At 70.2% G+C, this 15,386-nt stretch carries 14 protein-coding genes; 6 read left to right on the top strand and 8 right to left on the bottom strand.

Translation table 11 applies throughout. The annotated features are described in order from the left end of the window. The first annotated feature begins 153 nt into the window (after positions 1 to 153). A complete protein-coding gene (locus tag ACFV9W_RS00300; protein ID WP_385753659.1) occupies positions 154 to 987 on the top strand; it encodes a TIGR02452 family protein in 834 nt (277 codons plus the stop codon). A gap of 225 nt (positions 988 to 1,212) precedes the next feature. Here ACFV9W_RS00300 and ACFV9W_RS00295 read toward each other — a convergent pair whose 3' ends face one another. Next, positions 1,213 to 1,668 carry a type II toxin-antitoxin system PemK/MazF family toxin gene (locus ACFV9W_RS00295; RefSeq protein WP_385753657.1) on the bottom strand — a complete coding sequence of 152 codons (456 nt, stop codon included), beginning with the start codon at positions 1,666 to 1,668 and terminating at the stop codon, positions 1,213 to 1,215. 71 nt (positions 1,669 to 1,739) lie between these two features. On the opposite strand from ACFV9W_RS00295, the gene ACFV9W_RS00290 reads away from it, so the two are divergent. Then, complete coding sequence (locus tag ACFV9W_RS00290) at positions 1,740 to 2,813, top strand: glycosyl hydrolase family 18 protein (protein ID WP_385753654.1); 1,074 nt, start codon at positions 1,740 to 1,742, stop codon at positions 2,811 to 2,813. 40 nt (positions 2,814 to 2,853) lie between these two features. Then, positions 2,854 to 3,894 (top strand): LacI family DNA-binding transcriptional regulator, encoded by a 1,041-nt coding sequence (locus tag ACFV9W_RS00285; protein ID WP_385753651.1) that lies wholly within the window; start codon positions 2,854 to 2,856, stop codon positions 3,892 to 3,894. Positions 3,895 to 3,992: 98 nt separating this feature from the next. Here ACFV9W_RS00285 and trxA read toward each other — a convergent pair whose 3' ends face one another. After that, a complete protein-coding gene (gene trxA, locus ACFV9W_RS00280) occupies positions 3,993 to 4,412 on the bottom strand; it encodes a thioredoxin (RefSeq protein ID WP_385753648.1) in 420 nt (139 codons plus the stop codon). Positions 4,413 to 4,564: 152 nt separating this feature from the next. On the opposite strand from trxA, the gene ACFV9W_RS00275 reads away from it, so the two are divergent. The 3 genes from ACFV9W_RS00275 to ACFV9W_RS00265 all read left to right on the top strand — a co-directional run bounded on the left by ACFV9W_RS00275 (position 4,565) and on the right by ACFV9W_RS00265 (position 8,278). Beyond that, complete coding sequence (locus tag ACFV9W_RS00275; RefSeq protein ID WP_385753646.1) at positions 4,565 to 5,992, top strand: dihydrolipoyl dehydrogenase family protein; 1,428 nt, start codon at positions 4,565 to 4,567, stop codon at positions 5,990 to 5,992. A gap of 436 nt (positions 5,993 to 6,428) precedes the next feature. After that, positions 6,429 to 6,860 carry a hypothetical protein gene (locus ACFV9W_RS00270; RefSeq protein WP_385753644.1) on the top strand — a complete coding sequence of 144 codons (432 nt, stop codon included), beginning with the start codon at positions 6,429 to 6,431 and terminating at the stop codon, positions 6,858 to 6,860. A 101-nt stretch (positions 6,861 to 6,961) separates the two neighbouring features. Beyond that, positions 6,962 to 8,278, top strand: coding sequence for an SUKH-4 family immunity protein (locus tag ACFV9W_RS00265; protein WP_385753642.1), 1,317 nt, complete (start codon positions 6,962 to 6,964; stop codon positions 8,276 to 8,278). Positions 8,279 to 8,304: 26 nt separating this feature from the next. Here the strand turns inward: ACFV9W_RS00265 and ACFV9W_RS00260 are convergent, their stop codons facing one another. The 6 genes from ACFV9W_RS00260 to ACFV9W_RS00235 all read right to left on the bottom strand — a co-directional run bounded on the left by ACFV9W_RS00260 (position 8,305) and on the right by ACFV9W_RS00235 (position 15,124). Then, entirely contained in the window at positions 8,305 to 10,062 is a 1,758-nt protein-coding gene (locus ACFV9W_RS00260; protein WP_385753638.1) for an SUKH-4 family immunity protein, read from the bottom strand. A 603-nt stretch (positions 10,063 to 10,665) separates the two neighbouring features. Continuing rightward, positions 10,666 to 11,370, bottom strand: coding sequence for an alpha/beta fold hydrolase (locus ACFV9W_RS00255; protein WP_385753635.1), 705 nt, complete (start codon positions 11,368 to 11,370; stop codon positions 10,666 to 10,668). Between the two features lie 605 nt (positions 11,371 to 11,975). Next, complete coding sequence (locus ACFV9W_RS00250) at positions 11,976 to 12,251, bottom strand: DUF6406 domain-containing protein (RefSeq protein ID WP_327668673.1); 276 nt, start codon at positions 12,249 to 12,251, stop codon at positions 11,976 to 11,978. Further along, positions 12,248 to 14,692: a C2 family cysteine protease gene (locus ACFV9W_RS00245; protein WP_385753631.1), complete on the bottom strand. Its 2,445-nt coding sequence runs from the start codon at positions 14,690 to 14,692 to the stop codon at positions 12,248 to 12,250. Before ACFV9W_RS00245 ends, ACFV9W_RS00250 begins: the two co-directional genes overlap by 4 nt. After that, entirely contained in the window at positions 14,670 to 14,900 is a 231-nt protein-coding gene (locus tag ACFV9W_RS00240) for a hypothetical protein (RefSeq protein ID WP_385753628.1), read from the bottom strand. The genes ACFV9W_RS00245 and ACFV9W_RS00240 overlap by 23 nt, the downstream gene beginning before the upstream one ends. Next, positions 14,897 to 15,124, bottom strand: coding sequence for a hypothetical protein (locus tag ACFV9W_RS00235; RefSeq protein ID WP_385753626.1), 228 nt, complete (start codon positions 15,122 to 15,124; stop codon positions 14,897 to 14,899). Before ACFV9W_RS00235 ends, ACFV9W_RS00240 begins: the two co-directional genes overlap by 4 nt. Positions 15,125 to 15,386: the final 262 nt, after the last annotated feature.

Genomic DNA, 15,386 nt, shown 5'->3' with positions numbered 1-15,386 from the left:
CTCCACCCAAGACGGTTCGGGCGGCTCGCACAAGAGTGCCTCTGGACATCCGCCGGTCTTCTTCGGAGGCGGCAAAAACCTGTTGCCCGCGCGGTCACTGTGCGTACACGATGGCTTCATGAAGGCGACGGGGGAGACCACGGGGGACGCGGCGTGAGCGCGCGATTGCGCGAGCTCGCGCGGAGCACGGAGAGGATCGTCGGCTCGGGGGAGTACGCGGCCGACGGGGGCCGCGTGGTGACGATCGGCGCCGCGGTGGCACGGGCGCGGGCGGGCACCAGGATGTACGGGCCCGACCCGGTGCCCGTGCCACCGATATCGCCGGTGGACCGGACGGACGTCGAGGTCACGGGCGAGAGCAGCCTGGAGGCGGCGCGCCGGATGACGGGGGAGCGGTCGGAGCCGGTCGCCGTCCTGAACTTCGCGTCGGCGCGCAACCCGGGAGGCGGCTACCTCAACGGGGCGCAGGCCCAGGAGGAGGCCCTGTGCCGCTGCTCCGCGCTGTACGCGTGCCTGACCGAGGTGCCCGAGTTCTACGCCCACCACCGCGAGCACCGCGACGCCTTCTACACCGACCGCGTCATCCACGCCCCGGCCGTCCCGGTGTTCCGCGACGACCAGGGCCGACTCCTCGACGTCCCGTTCGAGGCGGGCTTCCTGACGTCACCGGCTCCGAACGCCGGAGTGATCGCGCAGCGCACCCCGGAGCGGGTGCACGAGATCCCCGCGGCGCTGGCCGCGCGCGCCGAGCGCGTGCTGGAGGTGGCGGCGGCCGAGGGCTACCGGCGCCTCGTCCTCGGGGCCTGGGGCTGCGGAGTCTTCCGCAACGATCCGGGCCAGGTGGCCGAGGCCTTCCGCACCTTGCTCGAAGGGCGCTTCGCGCACCACTTCGAGCAGATCGTGTTCGCCGTCCTCGACCGAGCGAAGGGCGCACCCACCCGCGCGGCGTTCGAGAGCGCCTTCGACGCGGCGGGTCAGCGCCGGTAGTAGGGCGTGGGCGGGTCGACGTCGACCGTGGTGCGCGGGCGGGTCAGCGCCGTCCGTAGCGCTCGAGCAGGCGGATGAGCGTCGGCCGCGGTGAGCGGACGAGCCAGCGCCGACTGTGGCACTAGGGCAGGCGGATCATCGTCGGCCACGGCGCGCGCCGCCGGGACAGCGTCGGCCGTGCTGCGCGGACGGGCCGGCGCCGACCGTAGCGCTCGCCCCGGCGGGTCAGCGCCAGCCGTAGCGCTCCCGCAGGCGCAGCACCACCGTGTTGAAGCGGCCGCGGTCGAGTGCGCAGGCCTCGCGGCGCATCCCCTTCTCGTGCACGCGCAGAACACGGTCCAGGTCCACCCACGAGTCCCGGCCCTCCCGGTCCCAGGGGCCGGCGCCGAGCGCCACCCACTCGCGGTCGCCGTCGTGCCGCTTGCTGGACAGCTGCACCGCCAGCAGCGTGCCGCCCGGCTCCCGGGCGACCACGAGCACCGGGCGGTCCTTGCCGCGCCCGTCGTTCTCCTCGTACGGAACCCAGGTCCACACGATCTCCCCGGGGTCCGGGTCGCCGTCGTGCGCGGGCGCGTACTCGGTGCGCACGCTCCCCACCCGGGTCGGCTCGGCCTCCACCGTGGCCGTCGCGCCGCCGCGGCCGGGGTGTTCGTATGCTTGGTCATCCGTATAGGCAGTCACGCGGGTCACGTTAGACGCCGACCGGCCCAATCCCTGCGGCGGGTACGCCGGATGGGCCGCAGGCTCGCCCCATGAAGCGACGTCACAGCACCGCCCTCTGCGTCCTCGCCGGGACCCTCGCGCTCACCGCCGCGGCGCCCGCGGGCCCCGCCGCCTCCGAGGCCGCGCCCCCGCGCACCGTCTCCGCGTGGCTCCCGTACTGGGACCAGGAGGCCGCCTACCGGAACGCCCTCGACCACGCCGCGCAGATCCGCACCATCAGCCCCTTCTGGTACGAGACGAAATCCGCGTCCCGCGTCGCGGGCCACACCGGCGCGGGCGAGCGCCGCATCATCAACGGACTGCACGCCCGCGGCATCCAGGTCGTCCCCACGGTCATGGAAACGATGAAGCCGGGCGCCCTCGCAGAGGTCCTCAACGACCCGAAGTCCCGCACCCGCCACATCGACGCCCTGCTCGACGTCGCCCGCAGCCGCGCCTACGACGGGCTCGACATCGACTACGAGTCGATCGCCGTCGCCCCCGACGACAAGTACCGCGCGGTGCGCGCCGGTTACACCGCCTTCGCCACCGAACTCTGCGCCCGCCTGCACGCCACCGGCAAGAAGTGCTTCCTGACCGTGATGCCCAAGACCCGTTCGACCGGCCGCATTTGGGACTACAAGAAGCTGGGCGCCGCCGCCGACCGCATGCGCATCATGGCGTACAACCTGCATTCCGCGGAGGGCAGGCCGGGGCCACTGGCCTCGCCCAAGTGGTACGACGAGATCCTGTCCCGCGCCACGGCCCAAGTCCCGCGCGCCAAACTGGAGATGGGCCTGCCCGCGTACGGCTGGAACTGGAAGGCGGACGGCCCCCACGGCGGCGGCAAGCACCGCGCCCGGCACGTCACGTCGAAATCGGCCGAGGCGCTGCGCCGCAAGGTCGGCGCGCGCTACGCCCTCGACCCCGAATCCCGCACCCCCCACTTCACGTACACCGAGCGCAAGGACAAGAAGGCCACCCGCCGCACCGTCTGGTACCAGGACGCCGCCGGCACCGCCGCACACCTCCCCGTCCTGCGGAAACACGGCGTCCGCGACACGGTCCTGTGGGCGCTGAACTTCGAGGACCCGAAGCTCTGGAAGACCCTGGCGCGGGGGTAGCCGCACCCGCCGTACGGCGTCTGCAAGGATGCCGTACGTCATGGTGCAGATACCGAAGCAGCAGTCCGCCCAGCCGTCCGAGCCGACCCGGCCCGATTCCGGCGCCCTGCCCACGAGCGCCGACGTGGCACGCCTCGCCGGAGTCTCGCGCGCCACCGTCAGCTACGTCCTCAACAACGCCAGCGCGGTCCGCATCAGCGAGCCGACCCGGCGGCGCGTCCACGAGGCCGCCAAGGAACTCGGCTACGTCCCGCACGCCGCCGCCCGCAGCCTGCGCGCGGGACACACCCGGATCGTCCTCGTGCCGACCCCCGACGTACCGATCGGGCCCCTGTACAGCGCGTTCCTCAACGAACTCCAGTGGGCGCTGAGCCGCCTCGACTACACCGTCGTGCAGTACGGCAGCGTGGGCCTGGACGGCGACGCCGCCGCCCGCGCCTGGGCCGAGCTGCGCCCGGTCGCGGTGCTTGGCCCGGTCGGCCTCGGCGCCGACGGCATCGCCGTGCTCCGCCGCTCCGGCGCCCGCGCCGTCATCACGCTCGGCCCGGAGCCGGTCGAGGGCGCGCACGCCCTGCTCACGGACCACCGGCAGGTCGGCCGCGCCGCCGCCGCACACCTCCTCGCCCGCGGCCACCGGCGCATCGGCGTGGTCATGCCGAAAGAGCCGGGCCTCGACGTCTTCGCGGTGCCGCGCCTGGAGGGCGTGCGCCGGGCGGGCGCGGAGCCGGTGCCGCTGCCGCTCGCGTACGACGAGCAGGACGCGGCCGAAGTCGCCGAACAGGTAGGGGAGTTGGGCCTGGGGGCCGTGTTCGCGTACAACGACGAGTACGCCATGCTGCTGATGCGCGCGCTGCAGGACGCGGGCGTCGACATCCCCGGCGACGTGGCGGTGATGGGCGCCGACGACCTGATGCTCGGGCGGCTGCTGCGCCCCCGGCTGAGCACGGTGCGGCTCGACCTGCCGTCGGGGCGGGAGCTGGCGGAACTGGTCGACCGGCTGGTCAGGGACCCGGACCGGGACGGGGAACCGGCACAGCGGGAGGCGCTGGCGGTGACGCTGGTGGCGCGCGAGTCGGCCTGAGACGCGCCCGCGGAACCAGGTCCCGACACGCCACGAGGCGGCCGCCCTCATGAGAGGTCGACCGCCTCGCGCGCATTCGAGTGACGGGGGAGGGAGGCTCAGCCTTCCTGACCCTGGCCGGGGCCCTGCCCCTGACCCTCCTGCTCGGCCTTCGCCTGCTGCTCGGCGACCGACGCGCGGACCTCGTCCATGTCCAGCTTGCGGGCCTGGCCGATGACGTCCTCGAGCGCCTCCTTGGGCAGCGCGCCGGGCTGCGCGAACACAGCCACCTGGTCACGCACGATCATCAGGGTCGGGATCGACTGGATCCCGAAAGCGGCGGCCAGCTCCGGCTGGGCCTCGGTGTCGACCTTGCCGAACACCAGGTCCGGGTTGGCCTCCGCGGCCTGCTCGTAGACCGGGGCGAACTGCTTGCAAGGCCCGCACCAGTCAGCCCAGAAGTCGATCAGTACGAACTCGTTCTCCGTAACCGTCTGATCGAAGTTCTCCTTGGTCAGCTCCGTGGTGGTGCTGCTCATGGTGTTTTTCCCTCTTCCTGCTTCCGGGGTTCGGGGCGAAGCCGTAGGGGGCAAAGCCGCTGTGCACAACCGTCCGCATGTCGGACGTATTCCGCGCTCGTACCCATGTGCTCGGCACGCACACATCCGACCACACTGAGAGACTGGGGCGCATGACGGAAGCCAACGTGTACGACGTTGTAGTGCTCGGAGCGGGTCCCGTCGGCGAGAACGTCGCCGACCGCGCACGGGCCGGGGGACTGAGCGCAGCCATCGTGGAGAGCGAGCTCGTCGGCGGTGAGTGCTCGTACTGGGCGTGCATGCCCAGCAAGGCGCTGCTCCGCCCGGTGATCGCCCGCGCCGACGCCCGCCGGGTGCCCGGCCTGCGCCAGGCGGTCCAGGGCCCGCTCGACGCCCCGGCGGTCCTCGCGCACCGCGACTACTTCACCTCGCACTGGAAGGACGACGGCCAGGTCGGCTGGCTGGAGTCCATCGGCATCGACCTCTACCGCGGCCACGGCCGCCTCGACGGACCGCGCCGCGTCACGGTCACCGCGGAGGACGGCACGGTGACCACGCTCACGGCACGCCACGCGGTCGCCGTCTGCACCGGCACCCGCGCCGCCCTGCCACCACTCCCGGGCCTGGACTCGGTCAAGCCGTGGACCAGTCGGGAGGCCACGAGCGCGGACCACGTTCCCGGCCGCCTCATCGTGGTCGGCGGCGGCGTGGTCGCCACCGAGATGGCGACGGCCTGGCAGGCGCTGGGCTCACAGGTCACCGTGCTCGTACGCGGGGGCGGCCTGCTGGACCGGATGGAACCGTTCGCGGGCGAGCTGGTGGCGGACGCGCTGCGGGAGGCGGGCGCGGACCTGCGCACGGGCGTCTCGGTGAATTCGGTGGAACGCAACGCCGCCGGCACGGTAGTGGCGACCCTCGACGACGGCACGACCCTCGAAGCCGACGAAATCCTCTTCGCGACGGGCCGCGCGCCGCGCACGGAGGACCTCGGCCTGGAGACGGTGGGCCTGAAGCCCGGCTCCTGGCTGGACGTCGACGACTCCCTCCGCGTCACGAACAGCACCTGGCTCTACGCGGTCGGCGACGCCAACCACCGCGCGCTCCTCACCCACCAGGGCAAGTACCAGGCGCGCATCGCGGGCGCCGCGATCACGGCCCGCGCGCAGGGCGTCCCCATCCTGGAGGCGGACCGCTGGGGCGCCCACGCCGCGACGGCCGACGTGTCCGCCGTCCCCCAGGTGGTCTTCACCGACCCCGAGGCCGCGAGCGCGGGCCTCACCCTCGCCGAGGCCGAGGCGGCGGGCCACCGCGTCCGCGCGGTCGACTACGACATGGCGAACGTCGCCGGCACGGGCCTCTACGCCGACGGCTACACGGGCCGCGCCCGCATGATCGTCGACCTCGACCGGGAGATCCTCCTGGGCGTCACCTTCGTCGGCCCGGGCGTGGGCGAACTCATCCACTCGGCGACGATCGCCATCGCGGGCGAGGTCCCCATCGACCGACTGTGGCATGCGGTGCCGGCGTATCCGACGATCAGTGAGGTGTGGTTGCGGTTGCTGGAGGCTTATAGGGGTTAGGTAGCCGCCGTTAGGTACAAACGACGGAGGTCAAAGCGCATGGCATGGACCGAGGCATGATCGAACGTCCCTAGGGCGGATGTGGTCGATGCTTGGTCGGGGGCCGTCGCTTGTCCCAGATGTCAGCAGCCACTTCGTCCCCTGAGTAGCAGCGCCACAACGAGCGGGCGGCTGCGGACCGTCGCGGTGATGGGCCGGAGTTGGGGCTTCGTGAACGTGACTCATTTCAGCGAGGTGTTCAAGCACGGATACGGGATGCTGCCTCGGACCTGGCGCGAGCAAGACCACCCCCGTTCTTCCGCGTGACGGTCTCCGGACGCCACGGTGCACCGCCTCCGGGGTACCCCGAACCTCGGCCGGCCGACAGGCGCTTGGCGGTGGTCGGCCAGTTGCTTCGGTGGCCGGGCTGCCGTGGCACACGTTGTGGAGTGCGTCGGTGGCCGGAGTCGGCGGGGTGTCGGTCGGCGAGGTGCCGACGGACACGCACCCGGTGCCCGTCGCCGTGAGTCTGGTGCCGCAAGGGACCCCGGCCGCGCGGACGTTGCAGCCCGGGGATCCCGATTCCGCTGCCGTCCTCGTACGGAAACTCGTCGCCGGTTCGCTCCTCGATGTCGAACCGGCTGAGATCCAGGGCCTGTCGGACGAGGCGCGCGGGTCGGCCCCGCTCGGCTTCAGCCGGGGCGCCGACTACGTACGTGTCTGGCGTCGCGGGGCGCGGAAGGACGGCGAGCGGATCGTGACGGCACTGGCCGCGCCCCTCACGGGAACCGACCCCTCGCCCGACGGCATCCTCCTCGTTGCCACGGAGAGTGGTGTGAACGCGTTGCAGATCCGCCGGGAGCAGACGGATACGTTCCCGGCCGCCTGACAACCGAGAGGCCCGGCCCGATAGCCTCAAGGGCGCCACGGCCTCAAGCGCCCCACCCACATACTGGCCGCCCGGCCCACCGAAGACCCGAAGGAGTTGCCGTGATCAGCCAGGAGCAGGCGCTCGCGACCGCCGAGGGGTGGCTCAACCGCGAAGGACGGGAGCGCCGCGAGGTGCGGATCCAGGAGTTCGACCTTGGCTGGGTGGTGTGGGCCGCGGCCCCGCCGCTCGAGCGCGACCCGGTCACGGGCAAGCGCAGGCCGCCGGCCACGATCGGCCACGCCTGCGGAGTCGTCGACCGCCGCACAGGCGAACTGAGCACGTGGCCGTCCGTGCCGGTGGACGAGGTCGTACGGATGTATCAGCAGAAGCACGGTGACGCAGCAGTGCAGGCGCCCGCCGAGCAGTGGGTCACAGGCCCCGGCAACACCACGGTCTTCACCTACCTCGACCCCGAGACCCGCGAGGAGACGAGCCTCGTCAAGAACTCGGAACCGGGCGATCCGCACTCCGAGTGGGTAGCCGCCGCGGAGCTGCTCGGCCGTGGGATCCCCGCGGAGGACGTCGTCGCGGTCCACACCGACCTCAGCCCGAGCACGCTTCCCGGCGGCTACCCGGGCGTGGTCTTCCCCCGCCACTTCACCAACGCCCGCTTCTCGCACACGCACCAGTACGGTCCCCGGCGCGAGGACCGCGCCGCGGCGATCGACGCCCTGGTCCAGCACGTCGAGGAGATGCACCGGATCGCCGGGCAGGAGCCGCCGCCCCGGCCGAACCGGGCGCCGATGCCGACCGACGTCGAGCCGGCCGAGCCGATCAGCGACGTCGCGCTCGGCCGCGAACTGACGGAGGCCTTCGGAGCCGAGGACGTCCTGCGCTACGACGCCGACGACGTGGCCGGCACGCCACTTCCGGCGGCCGCGAAGGCGACGCTGACGTGGGCCGGGCTTCCGGCCGACGTGCCGTTCTTCTTCACGGCCGACACCCCAGAGGCGTGGCGTTCGGACGGCCGGTTCAACAATGTCGCCATGGAGCTTCGTGTGGGCCGCTCAAGGGCGGGCGCCGATGCCCTCGCGTTCCTTGAGGGGCTCGTCAGGATCGGCAGCGACCGGTACGCGGTGATCGCCGTCCAGTGCACCGAGTCCGAGCTCGACGGTGAGCCGGTCGGCCAGGTCTGGGCCGTCACCCTGGAGACCGGCGCGGGCCGCCGCGTCAACGCCTCCGTGTCCGCCTTCGCCCGCTCCCTCGCCCTGCTGCACACCACGCGCGAGGAGATGGTCGGCCTCGACCCGGTGATGGCGGGCACGGCGGTCGCCGGTCTCCAGGAGGAGCTCGTCGCCATCGACGCGTCGGCGCTCGACGACCCGAGGAACTGGTGGTCGGTGATCATCGAGCAGATGTGGCACGGATTGTTCTGACCAACTGCCGCCTGGGCGTTATGAGTTTATGAGTTGTGGAGCACGTACGACCAGGCCGGCTGCTCACTGCCGGCCTGGTCGACGCCGCCGAGCTCACTGAGCACCCAGTAGGGGATCTCCTCGCGCTCGGGATTGAGCGGAGGCAGCAGGCTCCGCGTCCGCAGCCCGGTGACGAACAGCGCGACCATGGTGAGGAATTCCTCCAGGCCGCGCGCGGCGGGAAGCCCGGCCAGGTGCTCTTCGTCGGGCCCTGTCGGAACGCGCAGGATGCGTCCGGTGGGCCCGTCGACGACCAGCTCACCGCCCATCCACCTCCCGATCTGGAAGAACGGCCCCTGCTCGGCCACGGCTTCGACATCCTCCGGCCACTCCACCTCGTCGAGGAGGTCGACGTCTCCGTCCCCGTACGGCAGGAGTGCCATGGCGCCCTCGCGCAGGTCCGGCAGCCCGAACTCGAGGAGGAGTTCGCGGGTCGGCTGATGGGTCAACTCGTCGGGCAGTTCCTCGGGTTCGGCCTCCATGACGTCCTCCGCACCGAAGAGGGCGACGAGGTCGGTGTGGCTCGGGGGACCGGCATCGACGGGGCTGCTGGGGCTCGCGTCGGCGTAGGGCCCAGTGAGGGGGGCGTGCCGGGAGCCGAAGGTGTCGGCGAGGCCCGCGCCCTGGGCCCGGATGGCCACCAGCCCCAGATCACCCCCGAATACGACGACACCGCCCACGGCGAGCGGCGCGCAGGGCAACACGAACGCGTCCTTGTCCCGGGGCGGGGCCGCGTCGGCGAACAGCTCACTGAGCCGGGCGGGGTGCTTGGTCGCCGACCCGTCGGGCATGGCCAGTTCCGAGCGATGCTGCAGCAGCGCCTCGTCCCGATTCCAGGGCCCCGCGACGAGCTCGCCGCTCTCCAAGTCCCTTACGGTCACGTACGGTTCGGGCTCCCCGTCGACCGTACGCTGCTGCAGCGCGGCGACGGCGGGCCGCCCCTGCCACCGCACTTCCGTAAGCCGCACGAACCTGCCCGCTTCGAGGAACCGTACGTGGTACCCGCCCGGCTGCCGCCAGCGCGCCCACTTCGTACGCCAGGGAAGCGCGAGACCGGAGGCGGCGACGGTCGACGCGAACTCATTGTCACCGCGGGAGGAGGCCATCAGATGCAGCCAGGAAGCCCACTCACCCTGACCGCGCGGCACAACTCCCCACCCCCACAGATGAATTGCATCGGCGGCCGGGGTATTGCCGAAGACGACGAGGCTGCGGCTGCGCGCCGCGTCCATGAGGGCGGTCTGCGGCAGGTGAGCCACGGCCCGCCCGTCCCGCAGGAGTTCGTCGTACGTCCCCGCCTGCACGGCGTGCATGGCAAGCCCGGCGGCAGCGTAGAGCCCGATGGCATTGGACCTGGCCCAGCCTTCGGGGTGGCGGAAGTCGGTGGCGGCGCGTTGCAGCAGCCAGTCCACCAAGTGCCGATTGGTGCGGGCGAGTTCGTTGGGATCGGTACGTCGCCGCAACTCCTCGGCCACGTTCTCATCGACGAACGAAACCCCCAACGGGCCGATCGCCAGTACCTCCGCATGCTCCTGCGCGAATTCGTCAAGCTCGATCTGGCAGTCACCACTGAGTCCGGCAATGAGCTCCGCCCACACGGGGAAGGGCACGATGCGCGGCTCGGCGAGCGCGAGGGCACGCAGGGCGGCGGGTGCGTCGGCGATGGCGACGTCACCGACGGGCAGCCGAAAGACGCAGTCATCCGACATTCCGCGCGGCAGAAACTCATGATCGGTATCGGTCACCACGGCCACCTTGCCCCGCGTCAACCACGGAAGCGCCCACGTGATCAGCCGCTCGGGCTCGTACGACCGCCGTGTGACCCCGGCGCGCCGGGTGTTGACCAGCACCACCAATCGCTCTTCACGCAAGGCCCCGAGTCCCGTCCGTAGGGCGCCCCGCTTACCGGAATCCGCCTCAACTCCCAGCGCCTTCAAGACCCCCCGCACCACCTGCTCGGCGCTGAGCCCCGCGGCATCGACGAGCACACTCCCCGGAACGTCCTCGTGCACCCGCCGCATGACGCCGCCGGTGTCGGCTCCGACCGGAGCGACGACATAGGCGGCACTGCCACCCCGCCCCCCGGCCCGCCACCACGCACCGACACGCGACGGCACCCCTTCCGCCCCCACGGAAAGGTCCCCCGTTGCCCTATTCATGCCACTCCTCGTCACCGTGTCTCCCGAGGTCTCCCGGACGGTGTCACGGTATCGGGGGAGCGGGGTCGGAAGGGGAGTGGGGCCAGGGCGCGGGGCGACGGGCGGTTCACGGCACGTCCGTGGGCGCGCGGCGCGGGCCCGTGACCGATGGGCCCCGACAACAACGGGGATCACCCTCCTGCTGGAGCACTAACGGCCGGTGAAGAAGTCGGTGAGGGCGGCGACGACGGCCTCGGGCTGCTCCTCGGGGATGTAGTGGCCGGCGTCGGCCACGACGACGCCGGCCACGTTCTCGGCCCACGGGCCGATGGAGGCCGCCATGTCAGGGATCGAGCCGTGGCTGCTGGAGATTCCGAGGACGGGCACGGTCAGTCGCCGTTGCTCGAGTGCCGCGTGGTTCTTGCGCGCGGACTCGGCGGCGTCGCGATAGTGGGCGAGCCCGGCGCGCAGGCCGCCATCGACGGCGAGGGCCGCGCCGTAGTGGTCGAGCTCTGCTTCCTCGAACGCGTCGGGCGCGAGGGACTTGTTCTTCAGGAACCAGCTGACGGACTCCCGCTCGCGGCCGGCTATCAGCGTCTCGGGAAGGTCGGGCACCAGGTGGAACGCGAAGTGCCAGGTCTTGAACGCCAGGGCCGGGTCGAGAGGGATCGCTTCCGGCATGGTGATACCGGGAATTCCGGCGTCGAGCAGCGCGACCCCGTGCAGTCGGCTCTCGTGGTTCAGGGTGAGGGAGAAGGCGCCCCAGGCGCCGATGTCGTGCCCGGCGAGCCAGTACTCCCGCACGCCGAGAGCGTTCACAGCGGCCTGGACGTGCGCGGCGACCGTGTGCGTGTCGGATCCATTTCCCACCCTGTCGAGACGATGAACGGTTCGGACTGGATTCCCGGACCACAAGGCTTATCTATTCTCCACGCCCCCTTCGAATACCACATTTACCGCGACCCCGGCCTGCTGATTTTCGACATCTCGATCTACTGGCATTGGCGGCTGTCACTTGTACTGCATCGCCCTCACGCTCCTGGAACCCCTGCGGAAGGCGCACCATAGAATCGTTCATTTCGATCCATTGCCAGCCAAGCGAGAGGTTGGTTCCGGTGCCGGGACGTAAGGTCAGGAAGTCTTTCACGAAATGGACGGCAGTCGAGAGGTCGATCTCCTTCGTGGGAGTGACGCTTTCTCCCTGCCAACGTGGCTTCGCGTCGACCTGTTCCGGGAGAGGATGCGTCGAAGCATGGAGAACTCGGAAATCGGTGAAGGAGTGTCCAAGGGCATGTCGAATTCGTCATCCCAGTAGGAAGAAGCGGTCCCCAAGGACAGGGGAACGCAGAGTCCATGTGGCAGCGTGAACATCGCGCCGAGAGTGAGCTCGGCCAATTCAAGATGACGGACGTCGGTCTCGTCGATTTCCCGGATGAGGCGAACGCAACTCCCGGGGAAATCGAGCATGGTGGGGTCGGCGGCACCTCCTGTGCGGCCGACCTGGCTGGACGGCGGAGGATTCACGCGGGTGGGGTGCTTGTTACGCGGTGCAGGACGACGAGCCAGTCGTCTTCACTCGGCCAACCAGTCAACTCGGCGAGCTTCCATGTCTCGTCGCCCACGGGGAAGGTCTCTCCGACGCGAAGGGCGGGTTGATGTGCCTCGCCATTGACGGAAATCCCGAGCTTGACTCTGACGGATTGGTCGGCGTCCCGGTAGATGTCCATTACTGAGTAGCTTGCGTTCTCCCTGTTTTGTTGAATCCCATGCCAGAGACCGATTTTGTCGACATTCACTTCTCGTCCTCCAGAGTTGTGTACGTGCTGGTGCAGTATTCCTTCAATTCTTTGATGGTCAGCGGTTGCGGATGGTCCTTGTTGTACGGATTGCGCAAGTGGATCAAGGCTCGGTCATCGACTGAGACGATCTCGTAGGCGTGCCCACTTACGAGTCCCTTCTCCATCTCGTTTTCCACGCCATCCCCCTTGGGGTGGGTTCCGATGACGACTGGCCTGCCGCTGTCCGTAAGCTCCCGCAGGTGGGCGAGGAGTTGTTTGTCCGGGCTGCGGCCCTGCATGTCATACTGTGTCGGAATTTCGTGGTTCTCCGCCATTTGCCCAGTGAGCTGGGTGAGTAGCTCGGCGCGTTCCCCCGACGACGAGCCCTGAGTGATGCGGGAATAGCCGGTGAGCAGGTTGCCGTCGAAGTCCTTGTGGCGGGGGAACTGCTCCAGAAGATCGCGCCTCTCCTTGTCCCAGAACTGGTCCAGCCCCGCAATGGCCTTTTCCATGATCGCTGGCCAGGCTACGCCCACCGTGTGAGCGTTTGCATAGGGGGTGAGGTTCGGGAGCTCGCTGTGGATGGGTACTTCGGGCGTGACCCGGACGGTCAAGATGCGCCCCGTTGGAGCGTGGTGGCCATGGTTGTTGCGTGCGGCTTCGTGGAAGCGGACCTCGTAGTTGCCGTCTTCCGTCTCGTGGATCAGGTCCTGGATGCGCTCCGGGTACCTGCCTGCGACGGCGCCCATGACAGCGATGATGCCGCAGTCGCCGATGGCGCCCTGCTGGGTCTGCTCACGTGACGGAGGCCCGTCAAACAGCGGCATCCGTGTCCCGTCATCACGATCCAGTGGAGTGCCATACCGGTCGGGCTGGAAGTCCGGCAGTTTCTGGTGGTTGCCGAAGCGCGGCTGGTCCACCTCAGTGGTGAGCTCAGTAGGCTCGCCACGTCCTGACGGTAACAAGTGCCCCAGGGCTTGTTTGAGTAGGCCCGACTTCTTGGGCTGTCCGTCTGAGGCAGGCGAACCCGCGCGAGGCTCGTCGGCAGGCGGGTTTGCGGCATTGGCGTGGCCGTCTGTGCGCCCGCTGTCGCCGAGGTTGTCGGTGGGCGTGCCCGCGGGGTCGGCGGCGGGACGGCGGGGGGTGCCGGCCGGGGCCGCCGGGGGTGTGCGGTTGGGGTGGTTCTGGTCGGACAGGGTTTGGACGAGTTCGTCGACGAAGTCCAGGTGGTGCTGGATCTCCTCGTCCATGAGTTCACGGTTGGGCGTCTTGAAGCCTTCGGTGCGCTTCTTGGCTTCGGCCTCCGACAGGCCCTCGGTGCGGCGGAGTTGGGCGCGTCGCTGGTCGAGGAGGGTCTGGCGTTGCGGGTCGGTGCGGTATGTCGTGCTGTAGTGGACGGGGACGCCGTGCATCGCCGTCGACTTGCGGATCGTGTCGGAGCAGTCCGCGTGGCCGGAGTTGCCCGCGCGTAGGCCGCAGGGCTCCCGCTCGGTGTACAGGCCGGCGACTCGGTACGGGGGCAGGCCCTCGGCGGCCCGGTCGTTGTTGCGCAGCCGGATCGACTCCAGGATGTGCGTCTCCGAGTGCCGGGGACGTACGGCGTCCGAGGCGGCCGGGACCGAGGAGTCGATGATGTAGTGGCTCTCGCCGTGCTCGTCGACGACCTCCACGACTGCGTAGTTCTTGTCGGAGAAGTCCGGGGCGTTGCGCTCGGTCGCGTCCACCAGGTCCCGCATATCCGGCGGGATGTCGTCCTTCGGGCGGGCCGAGGCCTCCCGGCGGGAGGAGGCGATGGACTCGTGGTGGTCGTGCGCCGGGTCGGGCTGCTTGTTCTTCTTGGGTGGCGCGTCGGCGTACGGGTCGTTGTTGCGTGACGGCTCAGGGCTCGCGTCCACCGCGTTGTTCGCGTGGAACGACTGGCTCATCCGGCCGAGCGTCGCGAGCGCCGCGTAGCGGTCACCGTCGTTCATGTCCGACCACGCCGGGTCGAGATGACGGCGCAGGTCGCTGTCCGTGAAGTTCGTATAGGGCATCGAGACGTTGTCCCGGTGCGCCCGCAGTATCTCCTTGTGCGCCCGCCTCGCCTCCGCCACGGCGTTCTTGGCATCGGTCACGCGCTGTTGGGCAGCCGCCCGGTCCTCCGGGGCCGCCTTCTTCAGCGCCCGCTTGGCGGCGGCGGACTCGCTCTTGGCGTCGTCGACCGCATGCTTCGCGTCACGGACCTGTCGCGCGGCCTCTACGTGATCCTGCCGGCGTGACAGGGACTCCTGGAGGAGCTCGCGCAGGGGGGAGGTGGGCGGATCTCCGTGGGGTGCGGCCCAGGCGCGCATTTGGTCGTGGACCGGGTCCAGCGCGATCCGGTGGACGTTGCGCTCCCGCCGGAGTTGTTGCTGCGAGCCGTCCGGAGGGAGGTTCGCGTGCTGTTGGGTCGCGGTCTCAGGGTCGGGGAGGCTCGCCAAGGCTCACGCGGCGGGCGATCCGGCGGTCGTCGTGACCGCGAGCGTCGTGGTAGTCGTAGTGATAGGTGGTAACGCCATATAGCTTGGCCAACAGTCGGGCTACGGTGGACTTGCCGGCCCATTGGCCGCCGCCGATCCACAACGCGCGGTGCAGGGTGCCGAAGGGGTCCCAGACCTCGCTGGCTGCGCGGGAGTCGTGGCTGGTCATTTGGTGTCCTCCTGGGTTGGCTGGCGGCGGCTGATCGCGGTCGCGTAGGCGTCCCAGTCCCCGGCGGCTCGCTGCGATTTGACGGCGACAGTGACGGCGACGGTGATGTCGATGCCGAGGGTGCGGGCGAGGACTGCGGCGGGCAGCTCGGTGGCGAGCTGGAACAGTGCGGGCGAGCGGCTCGCCGTGAGCCGGATGCCGATTTTACGGAGCCGTTCGCCCATGGCCCAGGCACTGATCAGTCGGCCGGGCTGGCTGTCGGGGAAGTGCCAGGGCGAGTCTGTGCGGCCATGGACGGCATGGCTGCGGCGAACAGCTCCTGCGCACGCAGGTTGAGGAAACCACGGTGGGTGCGGGCGTGAGGGGGTGTGCGGAAGAGTTCGGCGCCGGTCACGAGCGCGGAACGGGGGTCGAAGCGACACCGATCCCCTTCGTGCCCGCGTCGTGCTCGGCTACCTGCGAGCCGGGCGCGAGCTGGATTTGGCC

Origin of the sequence: Streptomyces sp. NPDC059897, from assembly GCF_042730865.1 — a bacterium.
Classification (GTDB): domain Bacteria; phylum Actinomycetota; class Actinomycetes; order Streptomycetales; family Streptomycetaceae; genus Streptomyces.
The sequence above is the reverse complement of the archived record's forward strand: the minus strand, read 5'-3'. Positions and strand labels throughout refer to the sequence as shown.

Coding starts and splice junctions, on each gene's coding strand:
- ACFV9W_RS00290 (WP_385753654.1), top strand. CDS start 1,740: ATGAAGCGACGTCACAGCACCGCCCTCTGCGTCCTCGCCGGGACCCTC.
- ACFV9W_RS00285 (WP_385753651.1), top strand. CDS start 2,854: ATGGTGCAGATACCGAAGCAGCAGTCCGCCCAGCCGTCCGAGCCGACC.
- trxA (WP_385753648.1), bottom strand. CDS start 4,412: ATGAGCAGCACCACCACGGAGCTGACCAAGGAGAACTTCGATCAGACG.
- ACFV9W_RS00275 (WP_385753646.1), top strand. CDS start 4,565: ATGACGGAAGCCAACGTGTACGACGTTGTAGTGCTCGGAGCGGGTCCC.
- ACFV9W_RS00240 (WP_385753628.1), bottom strand. CDS start 14,900: ATGACCAGCCACGACTCCCGCGCAGCCAGCGAGGTCTGGGACCCCTTC.
- ACFV9W_RS00235 (WP_385753626.1), bottom strand. CDS start 15,124: ATGGGCGAACGGCTCCGTAAAATCGGCATCCGGCTCACGGCGAGCCGC.